General features: G+C 69.7%; 19 protein-coding genes and 1 other RNA gene. 4 read left to right on the top strand and 16 right to left on the bottom strand.

The annotated features are described in order from the left end of the window. From O7632_RS13280 to O7632_RS13240, 9 genes are all read right to left on the bottom strand, one after another. Positions 1 to 456 carry a hypothetical protein gene (locus tag O7632_RS13280; RefSeq protein WP_278114445.1) on the bottom strand — a complete coding sequence of 152 codons (456 nt, stop codon included), beginning with the start codon at positions 454 to 456 and terminating at the stop codon, positions 1 to 3. Beyond that, positions 453 to 2,330 carry a hypothetical protein gene (locus O7632_RS13275; protein WP_278114444.1) on the bottom strand — a complete coding sequence of 626 codons (1,878 nt, stop codon included), beginning with the start codon at positions 2,328 to 2,330 and terminating at the stop codon, positions 453 to 455. Before O7632_RS13275 ends, O7632_RS13280 begins: the two co-directional genes overlap by 4 nt. A 74-nt stretch (positions 2,331 to 2,404) precedes the next feature. Continuing rightward, the gene (locus tag O7632_RS13270) at positions 2,405 to 2,842 is read right to left on the bottom strand and encodes a hypothetical protein (RefSeq protein ID WP_278114442.1); all 438 of its coding nucleotides are present in this window, start codon (positions 2,840 to 2,842) and stop codon (positions 2,405 to 2,407) included. Between the two features lie 17 nt (positions 2,843 to 2,859). Further along, positions 2,860 to 3,150 (bottom strand): hypothetical protein, encoded by a 291-nt coding sequence (locus tag O7632_RS13265; RefSeq protein ID WP_278114441.1) that lies wholly within the window; start codon positions 3,148 to 3,150, stop codon positions 2,860 to 2,862. A 40-nt stretch (positions 3,151 to 3,190) separates the two neighbouring features. Continuing rightward, positions 3,191 to 3,508, bottom strand: coding sequence for a hypothetical protein (locus O7632_RS13260; protein WP_278114439.1), 318 nt, complete (start codon positions 3,506 to 3,508; stop codon positions 3,191 to 3,193). Between the two features lie 450 nt (positions 3,509 to 3,958). Continuing rightward, positions 3,959 to 4,717, bottom strand: a complete 759-nt coding sequence (locus O7632_RS13255) for a hypothetical protein (RefSeq protein ID WP_278114437.1) — start codon at positions 4,715 to 4,717, stop codon at positions 3,959 to 3,961. 663 nt (positions 4,718 to 5,380) lie between these two features. Beyond that, positions 5,381 to 6,034 (bottom strand): hypothetical protein, encoded by a 654-nt coding sequence (locus tag O7632_RS13250; RefSeq protein WP_278114436.1) that lies wholly within the window; start codon positions 6,032 to 6,034, stop codon positions 5,381 to 5,383. A 213-nt stretch (positions 6,035 to 6,247) separates the two neighbouring features. Continuing rightward, positions 6,248 to 7,270, bottom strand: a complete 1,023-nt coding sequence (locus tag O7632_RS13245) for a HAMP domain-containing sensor histidine kinase (protein WP_278114434.1) — start codon at positions 7,268 to 7,270, stop codon at positions 6,248 to 6,250. After that, a complete protein-coding gene (locus tag O7632_RS13240) occupies positions 7,270 to 7,980 on the bottom strand; it encodes a response regulator transcription factor (protein WP_278114433.1) in 711 nt (236 codons plus the stop codon). The genes O7632_RS13245 and O7632_RS13240 overlap by 1 nt, the downstream gene beginning before the upstream one ends. Positions 7,981 to 8,327: 347 nt before the next feature. On the opposite strand from O7632_RS13240, the gene O7632_RS13235 reads away from it, so the two are divergent. Both O7632_RS13235 and O7632_RS13230 read left to right on the top strand, forming a co-directional pair. Beyond that, complete coding sequence (locus O7632_RS13235; protein WP_278114431.1) at positions 8,328 to 9,170, top strand: GntR family transcriptional regulator; 843 nt, start codon at positions 8,328 to 8,330, stop codon at positions 9,168 to 9,170. Next, entirely contained in the window at positions 9,167 to 9,736 is a 570-nt protein-coding gene (locus O7632_RS13230; RefSeq protein WP_278114430.1) for an HAD hydrolase-like protein, read from the top strand. Before O7632_RS13235 ends, O7632_RS13230 begins: the two co-directional genes overlap by 4 nt. 67 nt (positions 9,737 to 9,803) lie before the next feature. Here O7632_RS13230 and rnpB read toward each other — a convergent pair. Then, positions 9,804 to 10,221: RNase P RNA component class A (rnpB, locus tag O7632_RS13225), an RNA gene on the bottom strand. Between the two features lie 193 nt (positions 10,222 to 10,414). Here rnpB and O7632_RS13220 point away from each other — a divergent pair. Then, a complete protein-coding gene (locus tag O7632_RS13220) occupies positions 10,415 to 11,470 on the top strand; it encodes a phosphotransferase (RefSeq protein WP_278114428.1) in 1,056 nt (351 codons plus the stop codon). A gap of 120 nt (positions 11,471 to 11,590) precedes the next feature. Here O7632_RS13220 and O7632_RS13215 read toward each other — a convergent pair whose 3' ends face one another. From O7632_RS13215 to O7632_RS13190, 6 genes are all read right to left on the bottom strand, one after another. Continuing rightward, entirely contained in the window at positions 11,591 to 12,352 is a 762-nt protein-coding gene (locus O7632_RS13215) for a sulfite exporter TauE/SafE family protein (protein ID WP_278114426.1), read from the bottom strand. Between the two features lie 71 nt (positions 12,353 to 12,423). Continuing rightward, the gene (locus O7632_RS13210) at positions 12,424 to 13,746 is read right to left on the bottom strand and encodes a bifunctional RNase H/acid phosphatase (protein ID WP_278120018.1); all 1,323 of its coding nucleotides are present in this window, start codon (positions 13,744 to 13,746) and stop codon (positions 12,424 to 12,426) included. Positions 13,747 to 13,754: 8 nt separating this feature from the next. Continuing rightward, positions 13,755 to 14,495, bottom strand: a complete 741-nt coding sequence (locus O7632_RS13205; RefSeq protein ID WP_278114424.1) for a C4-type zinc ribbon domain-containing protein — start codon at positions 14,493 to 14,495, stop codon at positions 13,755 to 13,757. Positions 14,496 to 14,516: 21 nt separating this feature from the next. After that, positions 14,517 to 15,362 carry a Nif3-like dinuclear metal center hexameric protein gene (locus O7632_RS13200; protein WP_278120016.1) on the bottom strand — a complete coding sequence of 282 codons (846 nt, stop codon included), beginning with the start codon at positions 15,360 to 15,362 and terminating at the stop codon, positions 14,517 to 14,519. A 95-nt stretch (positions 15,363 to 15,457) separates the two neighbouring features. Then, complete coding sequence (locus O7632_RS13195) at positions 15,458 to 16,024, bottom strand: flavoprotein (protein WP_278114422.1); 567 nt, start codon at positions 16,022 to 16,024, stop codon at positions 15,458 to 15,460. A gap of 29 nt (positions 16,025 to 16,053) precedes the next feature. After that, the gene (locus tag O7632_RS13190) at positions 16,054 to 17,292 is read right to left on the bottom strand and encodes a helix-turn-helix domain-containing protein (RefSeq protein WP_278114420.1); all 1,239 of its coding nucleotides are present in this window, start codon (positions 17,290 to 17,292) and stop codon (positions 16,054 to 16,056) included. Between the two features lie 308 nt (positions 17,293 to 17,600). On the opposite strand from O7632_RS13190, the gene O7632_RS13185 reads away from it, so the two are divergent. After that, entirely contained in the window at positions 17,601 to 18,344 is a 744-nt protein-coding gene (locus O7632_RS13185) for a bifunctional DNA primase/polymerase (RefSeq protein ID WP_278114418.1), read from the top strand. The last annotated feature ends 356 nt before the right edge of the window (positions 18,345 to 18,700 follow it).

The following is an 18,700-nucleotide window of genomic DNA, read 5'->3' as shown; positions in this document are numbered from 1 at the left end:
TCACCTCCGGTCCCCCGAGCCGGCGTCGCCGTCACGCATCGTCTTGAACCTGGCGAACGTCGAATCGTGCGTCGCGACGCCTTCTTCGACCATGTCCCGCATCACCTTCGCCACGTCAAAGTTCCCGGACATCACTGCGCGTACGTCGAGCGACGCCGGAGCATCCCGGAGGTAGGCGCCGGAGAGCTGGTCGAGCAGGTCGTTTCGGGCCCTGGCGATGGTGTCGGTGATGACCCGGCTCAGCTCACCCGGTGCCATCGACCGATACTTGCCGCCTGCGAACGTGAGCTCGGTGATGTGCCCCAGGTGGTTGAGGGCGACCGTGACCGAGTGGTCGGGCGAGGTGGCGGTCGCGGTGACCCGTCCCGCCGACAGCATCGACTGCTCAATGGATCGCTGCTGCTGCTCCAGCTGCCGGACGAGCGCCTCGGCGCTGGCCTCCAAGGGTTGACTCACTGTCGTGTTCTCCTTCCGTCGACGATCCGGCGGCCGGCCTGACCGAGATCGACCTCGAAATCGTCCTGCTCGGCACGGTCCTGGGCACCGGTTCGGCCCGGGCGGCCGACCACCGCTGGTGATGCGTCCGGGTCCAAACCCCACACATCTCTGTCTTCGGCTAGCCATGTGTGCCGCTCCCGCTCTTTGCGATCCCCGCCCGCCCCGCCGGCACCGCCCATGCCACCGGCCATCGGCGGATAGATCGGCACGCCGCTACCGCCGATGGCGCCCGGCGGAAGTCCTGCGGTGCCCACCGGCGGAAGGGGCGTCACCCTCGGCGTTCCCGCCGCGCCGCCCGCCCCCGCCAACGAGGTCAGCGCGTTGTACCGCGAAGCTCCCGCTCCAGACCCCGCCCCTCCGCCAGCCCCGAAGGATCCACTGGTCACGAGACCGGGCGACCCTACGAAGCCACCTCCACCGCCAATCCCGCCCGTCGACCCGCCCGGGATTCCCCCGCCCGAACCGGGTGGGGTGTCACCGAACCCCCCGCCGAGATCGAGATCGCCAGGTCCGTTGCCGAAACCCCCGCCTCCCGAGCCACCGCCCAGGCCGGGGTCCCCACCACCCGAACCACCGCCCAAACCGATGTCCCCGCCACCCAACCCGGGGTATCCGCCACCCGAACCACCACCCAAACCGATGTCCCCGCCACCCAACCCGGGGTATCCGCCACCCGAACCACCACCCAAACCGAGGTCCCCGCCACCCAACCCGGGATCCCCACCACCCGAACCACCACCCAAACCGATGTCCCCGCCACCCAACCCGGGATCCCCACCACCCGAACCACCACCCAGACCCAGGTCGTCTGGCCCACCGCCTGCTCCGCCAGCCTCACCCACTGGTTGATTGGGATCGCCCTCGGGGTCGGTGACGGTCTCTGTGTCGACCAAGGGGTCCTCAGTGCCCGGCGGAGGCGCACCCACGGCGTTCATGGTGGGCCGTACGATCGACAGGATCGACGGCCCTGCGGTGTTGTAGGAGACGATCAGCGGGTTGAACGCGTTGTCTACCGCCGCGTCGAATTTGAAGATCTCGCGCTCGAACACGCCTTTCACCCCACTGACCGAGTCGGTGACCGGCCCGTCCTGCAGATGTCTCCGCAGGTACGCCAGCACCTCGGCCGAGGTAGTCATCCGATAGAAAGGGTTTTCCCGCCAGGGCAGATTCGCCTGTGGCTGCACCCAGCCCATCACCTGTTGGCGCACCAGGTTCTCGGGGCTCTTCTCGTCGTTGCTGCGCCACTCGTCGAACGCGGTCTGGTATGCCCGCAGGAAGGTAGTGAGGTCCGTCGCCGTGCCGTCGATGATGTCGGCCAGGCTCCTGCCACCGGGGTTCAGCTGGTCATAGAGTGATCTGAAACCGTTGACGACGTTGGCGAGCATGTCGTCGAACGCGCCCGCCGCGCCGCCCTCCCAGCCTGCGGCGTCCCGTGACCGGATCTGTGCCGTGGTGTTGTTGTAGTACGACATCCACGCCGACCACGCCCTGACGTTGGCAGCCGCGTCCCGCAGGCTTCTGACGTTGATCACGTCGCCACGTCCGTCGATCGCGTCCTGAGCCTGTCGGTAAGCTTGCGCACCGACGCTGACGAGTTCGTTGTAGGCGGCCTGGACCCGAGGGTCCAGGCCGAATTCCGCTACCGAAGTAGTGATGCCGCCGTTGCCCTGCCGGTTTCCGAGGTCACCGATGGTCAGGCCATAGCGGACCCAGAAGTAGTACCCGGAGCCTTGGTAGGGAACGATCCAGTTCTCACTGTGAATGAGCCCTCGGTTCCCCGCAGCGCTCGGATTGTCGCTGGTCCCGGCGCCGACAGCGCCGGTAACAGTCATGACCGTGTTGACGACTTCGTTCCAGTGCCTCGGCATTGCGGTCTCCGAACCGTCTGCGGACAGGGCGCAAAAGGCTAGTTGGTGCCAGGATTATTGTTGGGCGACGGATTTATGTTCTTGATGATGTCCTCCAGTGTCGGCGAACCGTTGGTCTGCACGCCCATGGCATCCAGGGTGCTACGGAAGTCCGACAGGAACTTGCTCACCTCCTCCCGCGCCAGCGAGGTGCTGTCGTCCATCGTGGCGACGACCCGCTGGGTGTCGACGACAAGCTTGTCGACGACTCCGGTGAGCCAGACGAACTCTCCCCCGAAAGTCGTGGCCAGGTTCTCGATGGCCGTCTTGAGGGCGGCAGCCTCCGGAAAGCTGGAACTTCCCGGATAAACGGTCATCCCGGTCATGGCCCCGCTGGCGGATACGCTGTGCTCGCCGGCGAACGTCTTCATGTTGGCACCGAGCCACGTGAGCGAGGCGATGATCGTCCGCAGTTCCGCAGGGTTGAATGTCAGCATGTTGGCGCTCTTTCAGTTCACGCGAAGTAGCCGGCGCTGCGATGGTCCGCCATGACGTGGTATTGAGCGATCTCGGAGATGACCTGCGGGGTGCTGTTCAGGACCATGCCGAGTTCACCCATGAGCCGGTCCCAGTTCGCCTTCGCGACGCGGTACTCTTCGGGTGCCGAGCCTGTCCAGTTGACCAGGATGGGACCTGCGGTGGTCTCGAACGCGTCGAGCGCCGAGTCCAGCTCGACGACAAGACTGCGGAGCCCGTCCAGCTCCCCGCCGAGGTTGACGTTGTTGACGTGAATCGGTTGGGTCATGCTTGCTCCTTCGGTAACGGCGCTGCGCTCGGACCAGCTGTCAGTAGTTCAGTTTGCTGCGGAAGCTCGCCACGGAATCGGTTGCCTGCTCGTTCGCCTGAACCGCGTCGCGGTTTGCCAGGCCGATGCCCGTACCGAGGCTGGCGAACTGCTGCACGATCGCGTTGAACCGGGGGACAACCTCCGTGGCCACCGCCGATTTCATCGCCATCGCGGCACCCGACTGGACCCCGGTGATGCCGGCGACCGCCGCGTCGAATCGTGATCTGATGCTGGCGAGTTGCCGCTGCGTCTCGTCATAGGCCGCCGTGACCTGACGGGTTCCTTCGACGTCATGATTAAGGTTGGGACTGGTCAATGCCCTTGCCTCCCGCTCGCGGTAGCACTCGACCGACTATGGATGGGGCTAGTACAACATCAGTCCACAAACGTGGCTACGCCCAAGGCCGTTACAGAGATGGGTTACAAATATTTCATAGAGGTAAACTAGATGATCATGGAAAGGACTCCACCCACCTCTACCTGGAAAAACATGACTGACCGCAGATCGGTGCAAGGTTAAGGAATACCCATGTGGTCGAAGAATACGACGGGCCTAGCTCGATCCGCTCGCCTGGCGTGGGCGCGACACCACCCGACGCCAAGGGATCGAATTCCTGACGCGCAGACATCCCGATCAACGATGTCGTCCCAGGTCACGTCCACACGGCGAAGCGGCGGCGAATGGCCCACCGCCATGGCCTCTCGAATCTCGCTCCGGCGAACACGCGGCCCGCGACGCCTCAGCGCGGCGCGGGCCGTCGAACCGTCAGGAGTTGGTGCACGACACCCGGACCTGCGCCGCGCCGTGCCGCTCACCATTGGGGTTGGCCCCACGGTTCGCAAGGTGGATCGAAATGGCACCGTTCCGCAACGGGTACGTGCCCACGCCGACCCAGCGCCCTCGGTTCACCGTCTGGTCAACGGAAAAGCCGGCATACACCGAGCTGCTCGTACGTCCACCAAGGACTTTGTAGTACGACGGGCGGCCGGCGACGTCGTTGGCCACTCCGCTGGACGGGATGTAGACCGCCACGGCGCAGGACCCGGTCACGACCGGGCTGGTCTCGAACCACCACACCACGTACCGACCGCTGTCCCACGATGAACTGCCGGACATCGGCATCGCGACGAACCGACCGCAGCCGCTGGCACCGCCGCTCTTCTCCGACCAGCTGCCGTCCATGCCGGAGGCGTACCAGTTCTGCGTGGCATCGTTCGCGCAGCCGACTCCGGAGACCTTGACGACCGTGGTCGCCTGCGCAGCCGCAGCCGCAGCCGCAGTCGTCGGGGCGGCCGGCGGAGGCGCACTGTTCGCCAACGCGGCGGGCTGTCCGGCGGACGGCTTGCCGGCTGCGGCCGGAGTCGTTGTCGACTGGCGAGGAGTCATCGCGGCCGGTGGCGGTGCACCGTTTCGCACCGAGGCGGGAATGCCTGCGGTTGGCGTGCCCGCGCCGGCCGGAGTCGGCGTCAGCGTGTCCGGGGACCCGGTCGACGTCGCCGGCGACGGGTCCGGTCCGGTCGTCACGGCAGACTTCGTCGGCCACGGCTGTGCCAGGGCAACGGCCGGGGGGACGGTCGTCCGAGGAGGCTGGCCGCCCGGCCCGGTCACGAAGCTGTAGACGAGCGGGCCGATGAGCATACCTGCGGCCGCTGCCGCCACAGCCGCCCGGAGTCGGCGTCGGCGACGCGCCGGCAGCACATCTCCGGCTCCCGAGGGCTCGTCCGCGTGCCCGGTATGCTCCGCCGCACCTGCCGCTGGCGGGGTGGTGAGACCAAGGCGCGTCCGCCAGCCGGCTCCGACCCGTCGGACCCGACCGGACTCGCCGGTACCGGCTGAGTCGTCCGGCGTGATCCGAGGCTCGGACTCCGCCGGCCGCGGTGCGGCTCCCGTCGTGGGCCGCGCGACGCTGTCGGAGCCGGCGACATCGCTGGCCAGCCGAACACCCGCTCGATCATCGATCGGAACATCCGCGAGCTGGGCTGCGGCCGCCGATCCGGGTAGCGGTTCCTGGCCCCGAACCTGCCTACGGAGCCGAGGCAGCCGCCGGCCCGACGGTACCGATTGCGGCGGCTGCGGCGGCTGCGGCCGCCGTGACGGCTGCGCCGGATCGGGGGCCGTCGCCTCCGCCATGGCCGGCAGAATGATGGTTCGCATCGGGGTCAGATCACTCGGTGGATCGGAGCTCACCTACGTAGTTCCTCTCAAGTCTGCTGGCGCATGACCCGTACTCTGCCTCATGAGCTGCATCAGCCGCAGGACGTGCACGTGACTGTCGACACTCACCACGCAGAACTGGGTCGTCGTACGCCGCACCCGGGCTGAGATCCCAAGATGCCCGGCACCGTTCACCGCGATCTCGGCCAGTGGACCAGCCGGCAGGGGCAGGCACAAGCCGCTCGCCCCCCGTACGGGGGCAGCTGCGGCGAGCAGTCCACGCCACAGCTCCGTGGCCCGCTGCACCCGCGCCGGGTGATCCTCGTGGACCACAGCGACCCCGGACCGCCACGTCTCTTGCAAGTCAGCGAGCATCCGGGCTTGTCGATCATGCGTGGTCAGGACCTGATGCCTGCCGAGTTGCCGACGAACGCCGTAACCGTCCGACCGCACCCAGACCTCGCCGTCCGCCTCCGGATCCAGCAGCCGTCGTAGCCGCCTCGCCGGCGGGGATTGGCTGAACTCGGCGATCAACGCCCCACCGTTCGGTGCGGCCGCTCCCTGGACGTCCCCGGCTGCCCCGCCGCCGATCCCGGCGGCCAGCCGCTCCCGAGCCGATCGGCGATAGGAACTCGCGCAGACGTACATCGTCGCGGCCTCGAACGTCACCAGGCCTCTGGTCCGCATGGGTCCACCGGCCTCCTGCCTTCCGCACCTCGCATCGGTCGCTCGCAGACTCGCAGCCGAGCACGTCGCCGGCCAGCATCCTCGATGGAACGTGATGAACAGTTAACACAGGCGGCCATCGGCGGAAGATGGTGAGCCGACACGCGACAGCGGCGAGACTCGTCGTCTGGGCGCGCCATGGACCACGACCCGGACCGGGTCGACCCCGGTGGGTCAGCGGCGCCGGGCGTCGGCGGGCAGCCGGATGTGTGCCCGCAGCCCACGCGGCCGGGCCGGCATCAGCGTCAATGTCCCACCAGAGGCGGTGATCAGCGTCTCGGCGATCGTCACGCCCAGCCCGGATCCGCTCTGGTTCTGGTCGGCGGCTCGACGCCAGAACGCCTGCCGGGCATTGGACAGCTCCTCAGCCAGCAACCCTCGTCCGTTGTCGATCACGTCGAGCTGTGCCCACCCGTCCGGTAGACGGAACGCGGCGACGACGATCTTCGCGCCGGACCCGGCATACTTCATCGCATTGTCGATCAGCGCGTCCAGGCACTGGCTGATGGCGGACTCCCCGACCCATGCGACGACCCCGTCGGCCCCGCCCCGCACGATCTGCATGCCGGCCAGCGCGGCGGCCGGTTCCCACATCTCCACTCGGGTGGCCACCAGCGCCGAGAGGTCGAGTTCCGTGGCCTGCGCGGCGGTCGCCTCGGCTCGGGCGTAGGCCAGCAACGAATCGCAGATCCGGGTCATCCGGTCGATCTCGTCGACCAGGACGTCGTACTCGTCCTGCGGATCGTCACGGCCGTCGCCCTGCGGCGGCCGAAGGTTGTCGACAGCCAGCCGCAACGTGGCCAGTGGAGTCCGCAGCTGGTGGCTGGCATAGGAGACGAAGGCTCGCTGCCGATCCACTAGCGCCGCCATTCGGGCTCCGAGATCGTTGAAGGCGTCGGCGAGCCGGCGCAGCTCGATAGGGCCGGCCGGCGGCACCGGCCGCTGCGACGTTCCGTCCCGCCAAGCCCGAGCCTCGGCCGTCAAGGACTCGACCGGGTCGCCCAACCAGCGACTCAGCCGACGCGCGGCCTGCACCGCGCCGATGACCAGCAGCAGCACCAGCCCGACCAGCGAGATCCACCAGGCGACCGGCGTACCGCCCGGTCGAGTGACCAGCGACCACGCCAGTGGCGTACCCAGTCCGAGCACGGCCGCTCCCAACAGTGCCAGCTGGACCGCGAGTATCCGGCGCAGCATCAACCGAGCACCTCGTCCGCCTCGTCACCGATCGGCGCCGCCGGACCAGGCCCAGAACCGTCGACGGGCACGAGCCGGTAACCGACCCCACGGATCGCCTCGACGTGCACGGACCCCTCGACCTTGGCGCGCAACCGGGCGATGTGCACATCGAGCGTACGGCTGGTGCCGGGCCAGGATGTGTTCCAGACCTCGATCATCAGGCGGTCCCGCCGTTGCACCGTGCCGGGTTCGCCAGACAGCAGGGCCAGCAGCTGGAACTCCTTGCGGCTCAGCGACAGCCGTTCGTCACTGACGAACGCCTCGTGGCGATCCAGGTCCACGCGCAACGTGCCGATCTCCCGGACACCCGCCGGGCGCGGCCGGGCCCGACGCAGCACTGCCTCGATCCGCGCCTGCAGCTCACCGAAGCTGAACGGCTTGACCAGGTAGTCGTCAGCGCCCGCCCGCAGACCCGCGATGCGTTCGCTCTCCTCCGATCGGGCGCTCAACACGATGATCACCACCTCGCTGCGCGCCCGCAGCTCGCGACAGACGTGCAGGCCGTCCCAGTCCGGCAGGTTGAGGTCGAGCAGCACCACGTCCGCTGGCGCGGCGGCCAACGCCTCGGTCGCGGTACCGACATGGGTCAGCTCGTATCCCGCCCGACGCAACGCCGTCCCCAGCACACGCGCGAACCGCAGGTCATCCTCGACGAGCAAGACCTTCAACTGACCCACCCCACAGGTGTCTGGCGTGCTGGTGGTGACATCAGAGGCAGATACTATGGTCCCGAGAGAGCGGTTCGCCAACTCTTGTCTATTGTGGGCTGATCCGACCTGCGGATACGGACGCGGCTTCCACCAGTGTGAACGTGTCCACGGCCGGGAAACGTCCGAACACCGGACCGAACACCGCGTCCCGCCTCGCAGAGCCACTGCTCTACCTCTCTACCTCCACTCGTAGACCGGCTTGACTAGCCAGATGCCGTGGATCAAAGGCAGGGCGACTTGGCTAGCCATATCAACACTTAGACACGAGACATCTAGCCTGGCTAGCCAACAGGTATGGTCCGGACATGGCGCTCGACCCCGACGACCCACGCACCCCGTCCCAGCAGATCGCCGCCGCCCTGCGCGCCGAGATCAAAACCGGCAAGTTCGCCCCCGGCGAGAAGCTGCCCAGCCAAAACGACCTGGTCGAACGCTTCTCCGTCGCCCGCGAGACGATCAAAGCCGCCCTGCGAAAGCTCCAGGACGAGCGACTGATCGTCACCCGCCAAGGCAGCGGCACGTTCGTCCGCGCCAACACCGAACGCCCCGTCGGTCTACGCCCGCACATCGAACGCGCCTTCGAGGCCACCCACGTCGCGATCGACTTCGCCGGCTTCTCCGGCGAGACCCTCCACAACGCCATCCAGGAGACGTTGGACAAGGTCCGCGTCGGCCGACTCACCCCGGGATCGATCCGCATCCGGATCCTGATCTCCGACATGAACGCCCCGATGGCGATCCCGTGCCGGGCCGAGGACCGCGCCGACGACCCCCGCGTCCGCGCCCGGTCGGCCCGCATCACCAACCGGTCCATCCACGCCATCATCGACGCCGTCCAGGAGCTGGCCGATCTCGACCTGGTCAAGGCCGCCACCACCGAGGTACGCGTCCACGGCGCGGCCCCGCTGTTCAAACTGTTCGTCATCAACGACGAGAAAGCGTTCTTCGGCTTCTACCCCGTCGTGGAACACACCGTCAGCGTCGACGGCCAACCCATGGCCATCTACGACGCCATGGGCAAAGACGCGATCCTCTTACCGTTCACCCCCAGCGACGACGACGCATCCTACGACGGCCTGTACGTGCAGCAGGCCGGAGCCTGGTTCAACAGCCTGTGGAACACCATCGCCCGCGAGTACACGTCATGAACGCCGAACTCGCCGCCGTCATCGACCGCGCCCGGTTCCTGCTGCTCGACTTCGACGGACCCGTCTGCAAGGTCTTCGCCAACCACCCCGCGCCCCAGGTCGCCGCCACCCTGCGCCGCCTGCTGGTCGACCAAGGCGTCACCATCCCGGCGGACCTGCTCGACGAACCCGACCCGCTCGCCGTCCTGCGCTGGACCGCCACCCTGAACCGGCCCGTCATCGTCCGCCTGGTCGACGACGCCCTCCGCGCCGCCGAGCTGGACGCGATCACCGTCGCCGAACCCACCCCGTACGCGCGGGAAGTCATCGTGGCCGCCCACCACGCCCGACGCGGGATCGCGATCGTGTCCAACAACAGCGCCGACGCCGTCACCCAATATCTGATCGCGCGACGGCTCGCCGCCTACGTCCACCCCGTCATCGGCCGCCCCCACGGCGACCCCGGCGGTATGAAACCCCATCCCGGTCCGGTACTCGCCGCCGTCCGCGAACTCCACACCCACCCCGAGGAATGCGTACGTCAGAGCGAATCCAGGACGTCAGACGCCGACCAAAGCCGACCATGAACGACCATCGATGACGGGAAGTTCGTGCAGCTCAGCGGCTTGATCGGCGTACTGAACTGGGGTGGAACGGACGAGTCGACCTGTACGCCGGATTCTGTCCCGTACGCGCCGGTTGCCCGGCTACGCAGCGGGGGCGGCCATCCATCTCGGCCTACCGTCGCCGGCAGGCTCCAGCGGCCTACCCGCAGGCTCGGGCGGGCAGCCCTCGAACGCCTGCGCAGGTCGGCGTCTCGCGACACCGGCCCTTTTGGCCTTGCTCCGGGTGGGGTTTACCGAGCCATCCCGGTCACCCGGGATGCTGGTGGGCTCTTACCCCACCGTTTCACCCTTACCTGGCGTTTCACCGCCCGGCGGTCTGTTTTCTGTGGCACTGTCCCGCGGGTCACCCCGGGTTGCCGTTAACAACCACCCTGCCCTGAGGAGTCCGGACGTTCCTCGGCAACAGGGGACATATCCCCCGCTGACGCGGCCGCCCGGTCGACTCGTCCGTCCGAGGGTCAATCGTACGCAGCCACGATCACCGCCGAACGATAGGCTGGCCGCGCCCCCTCGACCAGCGCCGATCTAGAAGGATTGTGGTCGGTATACCGGCCAGATCCTTCTAGATCCACCGCAGGACGTGCAGCTCAGCCGGATAATTCCGTGCTCGACCCGGTGGGCCGGGACTACGATCGCGCGGTGCTGACGGCAGACGAGTCGATCCTGGGCGGCAACGACTGGGCGGATCCGGCCTGGCGCGACGGCGTACTGCAATGGGTTGGCGAGCAGCTCGCTGCCCGGGGCACGCCGGCCGTCGGCCCGGTCGAGCAGGAGCGGGTACGTCCCTGGTCGGTGACCTACCGCGCGCCGACCGCCGCCGGCTGGCACTGGTTCAAGGCGAACACGTACGGCTGCCGCTACGAGGCACCGCTCGCCGCCGCGCTCGCCGGCTGGGTACCGGACGCGGTCCTCGCCCCGATCGCGACGCATCCGGTACGCGGCTGGCTGCTCACCGCCGACGCGGGCGCGACCCTGCGGGACGCTCTCGGGCGGCGGCGCGGCGGGGCGGACGCGCCACGCGACGCCGACGCCGAGTTGCCGCACTGGGTCGCGCTACTGGAGCAGTACGCCGACCTGCAGCGCACCGTGGCACCGCACGCCGAGGCGATGGTGGCCCTCGGCGTACCGGATCAGCGGTCGGACCGGCTGCCAGCGCTGCTGGCCGACCTGCTCGACGACCCGGCGGTACGGGCCGGTCTCGGACCGGAGCGGGCGGCCGCTGTCGCCGCGAAGGCACCCGACGTGGCCCGCTGGTGTGCCGAGTTGGCCGCCGACGGGATGCCCGCGTCGCTGCAGCACGACGACCTGCACGACGGCAACGTCTTCGTGGCGGACGGCGGCTACGTGACCAGCGGCGACGCGATGGCGCCGTACCGCTTCTTCGACTGGGGTGACGCGAGCGTGGCGCACCCGTTCGGGACACTGCTGGTGACCCTGTCGTCGGCGTCATACGCCTACCGTCTGGCCCCCGGAGATCCGTGGCTGGCGCGGCTGCGGGACGCGTACCTGTCGGGTTGGCCCGGCGACGGCGCGGCGCGGCGCCGCAGCGCGGCCCTGGCATGCCGGTTGACCCGGATCAGCCGGGCGTTGTCGTGGCGACGGGCACTGGACCGGGCGGCGTCGCCGATCGACGACGACGTGCGTGACGCGCCCGCCGAATGGCTGGCCGAGCTGAGCGAACCGGACATCGTCTGACCGACTCCGACCCTGTCGCAGGGATCGAGGGAACCTCCATGGTTGTCATCCGGGCAGGTTGACGACAAGGAGGGTCCCCTCGTGCGACGGCAGGCCGCACGACAGCGGGCGAACCGACGCTCAGCGCAGGGCGCGGACCAGGAGCAGGACGCCGATCCCGATGCCGAAGATGACGATGCCGAAGCGCAGGACTGTCGGCGGGAGCTTGCGTACCACCCGGGCCCCGACGTAGCCGCCGACGATGGTGGCCGGGGCGACGGTCGCCGCCGCTACCCAGTCGACCGGGCCGAAGATGGCGAACACGGCGACGGTGGTGACCCCGACCGCCGCCGAGAGCAGGTTCTTCAGCGCGACGACTCCGTTGAGGGTTTCGTCGAGCACCAGGGCCAGGCCGGCGACCAGCATCACCCCGAGCGCGGCGCCGAAGTATCCGCCGTACGCGGCGCAGAAGAAGGTCATCGCCTGCAGTGACCACTGTTCGCGCCCGGGTGGCAGGTGGTGGGGTTCGCCGACGAGGCGGCGCAGTTGGTTCTGCAGGCCGAGCACCGCCGCCGCGCTGATCACCAGGAACGGCACGATCAGTTCGAAGGCCCGGGGCGGGGTGACCAGCAGCAGTGCGCAGCCGAGGACCGCCCCGGCGACGGCGGTCGGGACGAGGCGCCACAGCCCTCGGCGGCGCGGTAGGTCGACCCGGCTGCCGACCGTGCTGGCGATGTAGCCGGGGCAGACCGCGATCGCGTTGGTGACGTTCGCCGAGACCGGTGGCAGCCCGACGGCGATCAACGCCGGGAAGGTGATCAGCGAGCCACCGCCGGCCGCCGCGTTGACGGTGCCGGCGGCCAGCCCGGCCCCGACCAGCAGCGCGAACGCGGGAAGATCCATCCTGCGAGGCTAGCGGCGCGGGGGCGACGCGCGACCCCGGTGTGGCGACATCGAGTCGGGGCGATTTCGGGTCAGGGGGTGGCGATGCCGGCCAGGTGCGCGGTGTCGTTGACGGTCCGTACCGCCACCCCACCGTCGGGCCAGGTGTCGATCACCGAAATGCCGGTCGGGTCCAGGTAGAGCCGGTGCAGCAGCGCGTCACCGGCTCCCAACGCGTCCCGCAGAATGATCTTGAGCGGGGAGACGTGCGAGACGACCACGACGGTCTTTCCCCGGTACGCGCCGAGCAGTTCCCGCACCACCCGGCGGACCCGCCCGGCCACCTGGGCGAAGGACTCACCACCCGGCGGAGCCAACTCGGTCGACGCCAACCAGGAAGTCAACTCGGCCGGCCATCGTTCCCGTACCTCGGCGAAGGTGCGCCCCTCCCAGTCGCCGAAGTCACATTCGATCAGGTCGGCTTCGGTGCGTACCGTCGGGTGGCCGACCTCGGCGGCGATCGCCCGCGCGGTGTCCACGCACCGGACCAGCGGCGAACAGACGATCGCGTCGACCTTGGCCCGGATCACCGCGATCCGCGCGGCGGCGGCGACGGCCTGAGCGACGCCCTGTTCGGACAGGGGTACGTCGCCGCGACCGGAGTAGCGGCTCTGCTTGTTCATCCCGGTCTCGCCGTGCCGGACCAGGATCAGCCGGGTGGCGGTGGCGGTGGCCGGCGGCTCCCAGGAGGCGGCGGGCACAGCGCCGGATCCGGCGACGGCGAACATCGACGGCTGGGGCTCGGCGGCCGGCGGCCCGGCGGTGGTGACCGTGGGGTCGCTGGCCGCCGTCGCGGCCGGAGCCTCGCCAGAGGCCGACGCAGCGCCCGGAGCCGCAGCGCCCGGAGCCGCAGCGCCCGGAGCCGCAGCGCCCGGAGCCGCAGCGCCCGGAGCCGCAGCGCCCGGAGCCGCCGCGACGGCGGACGCGGCCCGGCTGGACTTGGCCGGTTTGCCGGCGGCCCGGTCCATCGCCTGGTTGGCCAGCGCGTCGGCGCGCTTGTTCTTCTCCCGAGGGATCCAGCCGAAGCTGACCGTATCGAACTCGCGGACCAGTCTGGCGGCCTGCGCGGCCAGTGGCCGCAGTCCCGGGTTCTTGATCTGCCACCGGCCGGTCATCTGCTCCACCACCAGCTTGGAGTCCATCCGTACGTCCACGGCGGTGGCACCCAGGTCGGCGGCGGCGCGCAGCCCGGCGATCAGGCCCTGATATTCGGCGACGTTGTTGGTGGCGATACCCAGTGCCTCGCCCCGCTCGGCCAGCACCGCACCGGTGACGCCGTCGAGCACCACCGCCCCGTACCCGGCCGGTCCGGGGTTGCCCCGGGCGCCGCCGTCGGCTTCGACGATGACCTTCATCGCGGCGCTCACAGGCCGGACTCAGCGGTGCGCACCATGATCCGCCGGCACTCCTCGCAGCGGACCACCTCCGCCGGGTCGGCGGCCTTGATCCGGCTCCGCTCGGTGGCGGACAGTTCGAGCCGGCAGCCTCCGCAGCGGCCGGCCCGCAGCAGCGCGGCGGCCAACCCGCCCGAGTTCTCGCGGACCTTGTCGTAGAGAGCGACCAGGTCGGCGGGTAGGTCGTTGGCGAGCGGCGCCCGGGAGGAGGTCTTGAACGCCTCCTCGCTGGCGATCTCGGCCAGTGCCTTGTCCCGGGCCGCTTCGACGTCGGCGCGTCGCTGGCGCGTGGTGTCGATCCGCCCGGTGATCTCGTCGAGGGTGGCCTGGGCGGTTTCCCGCTGCTCCATGAGTTCCAGTTCGGCGTCTTCCAGCTCGGTCTGCCGGCGGGTCAGCGACGCCATCTCGTGCTGCAGCGCTTCCAGTTCCCGGGCCGGGCCGGAGCCGAGGGTGAGCCGGGCCTGGTCCTTGTCCTTGCGGGCGCGGACCTGCTCGATGTCGCGTTCCAGGCGGGCGATGTCGCGGTCCAGGTCGTCGACGGCGACCTGCGCGCGGACCCGCTCGTCCTCCAGCGCCGACAGCTCGCGGGCCCGCGCGTCCAACTCCGCGTGCTCCGGCAGGGTCCGGCGGCGGTGGGCGAGCTGGGCGAGGGCGGTGTCGATCGCCTGCAGGTCGAGCAGGCGACGCTGGGCTTGCGGGTCGGCCTTCACTAGTGGTGCTCCTTCGGGTGGTCAGCTGGTGGGGGACGACGGTGCGTGCAGGGTCCACGGATCAGTATCGAGGTCGGAGGCGGTCGCCCGCACCGGCAGTTCGGTGGCGAGGAGGCCGACGAGGTCGTCCAGCCAGGGGCGTTCGGTGGCCCAGTGGGCGGCGTCGAGCAGCGCCGGGCCGGCCTCGGCGATGTGATCGGCGGCCGGGTGGTGGCGCAGGTCGGAGGTGAGGTAGGAGTCGACGCCCGCAGCGGCCGCGGCGTCGAGGAAGGAGTCGCCCGCGCCGCCGCAGACCGCCATCGTGGTGATCATCCGCTCGGGGTCGCCGGCGGCCCGTACGCCCCAGGTGGTGGCCGGCAGCGCGGCGGCGGCCCGGCTTGTCAGTTCGGCGAGGGTGACCGGCTGTGGCAGGGTGCCGATCCGGCCGGCACCCTGCCCGTCGACGCTGGCGGCCGGGGTGCCGGCGGCGGCCGGCACCAGCGGGCGCAGATCGGTCAGTCCGAGCCGGGCTGCCAACGCGTCGGAGACGCCCGGTCGGGCGACGTCGGCGTTGGTGTGCGCGGTGTAGAGCGCGACGCCGCCTCGGATGAGCTGGTGGATGATTCGTCCCTTGTAGGTGGTGGGGGCGATCGAGGAGACTCCACGCAGCAGCAGCGGATGATGGGCGATGATCATCTGCGCGCCGGCGTCGATCGCTTCCGCCACGGTCTGCGGCACGCAGTCGACGACGCACCAGACCGTGCGAACGGGTGCGTCCGGCTCGCCCAGGATCAGGCCGACGCGGTCCCACTGCTCGGCCCAGGCCGGCGGGTAACGGCGCTCGACGGCGGCGATGACGTCCGCCACCCGGACCGGCGAACCGCCCACGACATCAGCCGGGTCGCCCGCAGCCCGCGCCGACGGTGATGTAGTTGTGCCCACGGCGGCCCAGCTTACCTACTTGTCCGCCACCGTCCCCCGATTCAACGCTGACCGGTGGCGGCCTCGATCTGCTCGTCGAGCGCGTCGAGGGTCAGTTCCCAGGGAATCCGGTCGATGATCTGCTCGCCGATGCCCGGCGGCTGCAGCGGCAGGATCTCGTCGCCGAGCAGCACTCGTACCCCCCATCCCCGCAGCCGGACCACGCTCTCCTGGAAGGCCGGATGGCCGGCGAGTGCGGTGTTGGTGAACGGCAGCGTGACGATCGGCAGGCCCTTGCCCTGGGCTTCGACGACCAGACCGAGCGCCAGGGTGTCGGTGATGCCGGCGGCCCACTTGTTGATCGTGTTGGAGGTGGCCGGCGCGACGATCATGGCGTCGGCAGGGGGCAGGACGTCCGGGTCGCCGGGGTTCTTGTAGTCGGACCGCACCGGGTTGCCGGTCTGCGCGGCCAGCCCGGGTACGTCGACGAACTTGCGCCCGTCCGGGGTGACCACCACGCACACCGCCCAGCCACGTCGCTGCGCGAAGGTGACCAGCCGCCCGACCCGTCGAGCGGCCGGACTTCCACAGGCGACCACGTACAGGGTCCGGTCAGGGACCGGGTTCACACCGTCACCTCGCTACCCGTCGGCACTTGTCATACCCCTACCCCCATGTGTTCGGCCAGCTCCGCCACCGGCGCCGGGGGGGTGCCCCGAGTCCGGCGCAGCACCTCCGACATCACCTCGTGAGCGATCGGACGACACCGGATCTCCGCCGGCGCCAACCGGTCTCCTTCGAGAAGCATCTCGCTGGCCTTGTCGATCTCGCCGAACTGGGCGTAGCCACGTGCGACGTCGAGCATGTGGTGGGCCCGGCGCTCCGGCAGCAACGCGCTGAAGCCAGGCATCTCCATGATCGCTCGATGAGTGTCGACCGCCATCCGTCCTTCGCCCAGCTCGACGGCGGCGGCGGCCCGGTGCAGCTCGACGTTGGTCGGACCGAAACTGGTCCAATAGTGGTTGCGGTCCTCACCGAGCGCCCGTGCCGCCTCCTCGGCACCATGCACCAAATCCCGTACGGTGGCGCTGTCGCCGATCCGGGCGGCGGCCATCGCCCCCTGCAGCAGCAGCAGCCCGTAGACCGACAACTGCGCGGGCGTGCATTCGCCGCTGGTGCCCGGAGCGAGCCGGTTGGCGATGTTGACGTTGACCTCCAACGCCGCCCGGGACCGGCCGAGGGCGAGCAACGCGTTACCGACCCGGCAGGTGGCCACGCCGGTGAGCAGCGGGTCACCGGCGCGCTGGGACACCACGATCGACCGGTCGGCGGCCAGCCAGGCCAAATCATGCTCGCCGAGTTTGCGCAGGGTGGTCGAGGCGATCTGGTAGATCTGCCCGAGCAGGCTGGACGCTTCCCTCGCCTCGTCGGTGTTGGCGTAGAGGGTGTCGGCCGCCTGGGCGTCGCGCAGCAGCCGGGGCAGCGCCCGGGCCAGCACCCCGTACTTGGCGTGCTGGAAGGTCAGCCAGGCGTGGTTGGTGGCCTTGCGCATCTCGGCGAGTTGCGGCGGCGTCGGTGCCGGTTCGAAGAAGGCACTGATCGAGTCGTAGCGTTCGAGCGCGGCCCGGATCTCCTCGACTTCCACCTGGTCGATGCAGGTGACGCTCTCCGGACGGCGCTCCGGCTCCTTGCCGAGCAGCAGTTGGACGTCGACCTGCAGGACGTCGGAGATCTCGTAGACGACGGAGAACTTGTCGAGCCGGCGGACTCCTCGCTCGACCTTGTCCACCCAGCTTTTGGACTTGCCGAGCCGGTCGGCGAAGACCTGCTGCGACATCTTGCGTCGGCCGCGCCAGTAGGCGACCCGTCGGCCGATCGGTAAATCGTCCGCGCCCAATGTTCCCCCCTTGCCTCGCCTCAGCCCTGGCCGGCAGGACGGAAGCGGTCGATCGACGTGGCGTCCCCCCGAACGTACGGACCTCGGCACTGTACTCATCGCACAGCCAGTCCCCGTACCCCAACTGAGCTCATCGCACAGCCTGTGCGTCAGGTCCGTCACAGATGCTCGTAGTTTTCGATGCAACTTGCAACGGTCTCCACCGTGACGGCGTGTCTGCGCAGGCGTTCTCTCCCCGCGTGCGCAGACACGCCGATCCTGGTTGAGCCCGTTGCCGATGTCATGACGTGTTGGGGGGAATCTCGATCATGCGGTGGACGGTCCAACCGCCTTTCGTTCGGCTGCGGCTACGCCGCGGCGCGCTGCACTATGCCGCTCATGGCTGGCCGGTGACGCCCGGGGCCTACCTGAAGGACGGTCGGTTCTGCTGCGACCGGCCCGGGTGTCCGACGGCCAGCTGCCATCCGGCGTTGGAGAGCTGGGAGCGGTCCGCCTCCGACCGCCCCGACCGGGTGAGCTCGTGGTGGCGGCGACAACCGCACGCGGTCCTGCTCGCCACCGGTTACGCCTTCGACGTCCTGGAGATGCCCGCCCGGCTCGGCCTACGGGTGCTGTGCACGGTCCGACTACGCGGAGGTGCGGCGGCCCCCGGGCACGGCCAGCTCCGCGGTCCCGTCGCGGTCACCCCGACCGGACGATGGATGTTCCTGGTACGCCCCGGCGACGCGCTGCGGCCGGAGTTGGCCGAGTCGCTCGACGTGATCCAGCACGGTCACGGGTCGTGGATCCCGGCGCCGCCCACCCTGCTGCCCGAGGGTGCCGTCCGCTGGGCGGTGCGGCCGGAGGAGGTCCGTTGGCAGGTGCCCGACTCGTACGCCGTACAGCGGATCGTCGTCGACGCGCGGGAAAGCGCGACATCGCCGCGACGGCTGCCGCACCCCCGGAGCGCGCCGATCGAGTCGGTGCCGGCGGTGAGCCTGGCCCAGCGGGTCGCCGTGCCAGCGACCGTCCCGGTCCCCCGGCAGGTCTCGACGCTGCGCAGAGCGATGTGATCCGAGTGCGCCCGGTTGTCGTCACGCTGGCCGGCCGGGTGGGTCGCACCAGCTGAGGTGACCTGCCCTCGACGTGGGTGAGTGCCGCCGCTGTCGGATGAACCTTCACGGCCGGCGGCACTCACCCACGTCGACGTTCTTCTCTTGATCCGCGTGCCGCACCGGGCGTATCCGCGCTCGACGCCGCCCGAACGCCGTCACAGACGCCACCCGGACGCCGGCTGATCGGATGACCAGTTTGCCGGTTCACGCGCAAGCCGCAGGAAGTGTCGGCGTGAGCGCCAGCCGAGTGGGTAATGCGCCGGTGGCCTTCGTGATGCGGGTCCGGACCCGATGCGCATCACGAGCGTGACGCG

The organism is Solwaraspora sp. WMMD406 (assembly GCF_029626025.1).
GTDB lineage: Bacteria > Actinomycetota > Actinomycetes > Mycobacteriales > Micromonosporaceae > Micromonospora_E.
This window is presented reverse-complemented; position numbering and strand designations above follow the sequence as displayed.

Coding starts and splice junctions, on each gene's coding strand:
- O7632_RS13275 (WP_278114444.1), bottom strand. CDS start 2,330: ATGACTGTTACCGGCGCTGTCGGCGCCGGGACCAGCGACAATCCGAGC.
- O7632_RS13270 (WP_278114442.1), bottom strand. CDS start 2,842: ATGCTGACATTCAACCCTGCGGAACTGCGGACGATCATCGCCTCGCTC.
- O7632_RS13265 (WP_278114441.1), bottom strand. CDS start 3,150: ATGACCCAACCGATTCACGTCAACAACGTCAACCTCGGCGGGGAGCTG.
- O7632_RS13250 (WP_278114436.1), bottom strand. CDS start 6,034: ATGCGGACCAGAGGCCTGGTGACGTTCGAGGCCGCGACGATGTACGTC.
- O7632_RS13245 (WP_278114434.1), bottom strand. CDS start 7,270: ATGCTGCGCCGGATACTCGCGGTCCAGCTGGCACTGTTGGGAGCGGCC.
- O7632_RS13235 (WP_278114431.1), top strand. CDS start 8,328: ATGGCGCTCGACCCCGACGACCCACGCACCCCGTCCCAGCAGATCGCC.
- O7632_RS13230 (WP_278114430.1), top strand. CDS start 9,167: ATGAACGCCGAACTCGCCGCCGTCATCGACCGCGCCCGGTTCCTGCTG.
- O7632_RS13215 (WP_278114426.1), bottom strand. CDS start 12,352: ATGGATCTTCCCGCGTTCGCGCTGCTGGTCGGGGCCGGGCTGGCCGCC.
- O7632_RS13210 (WP_278120018.1), bottom strand. CDS start 13,746: ATGAAGGTCATCGTCGAAGCCGACGGCGGCGCCCGGGGCAACCCCGGA.
- O7632_RS13185 (WP_278114418.1), top strand. CDS start 17,601: ATGCGGTGGACGGTCCAACCGCCTTTCGTTCGGCTGCGGCTACGCCGC.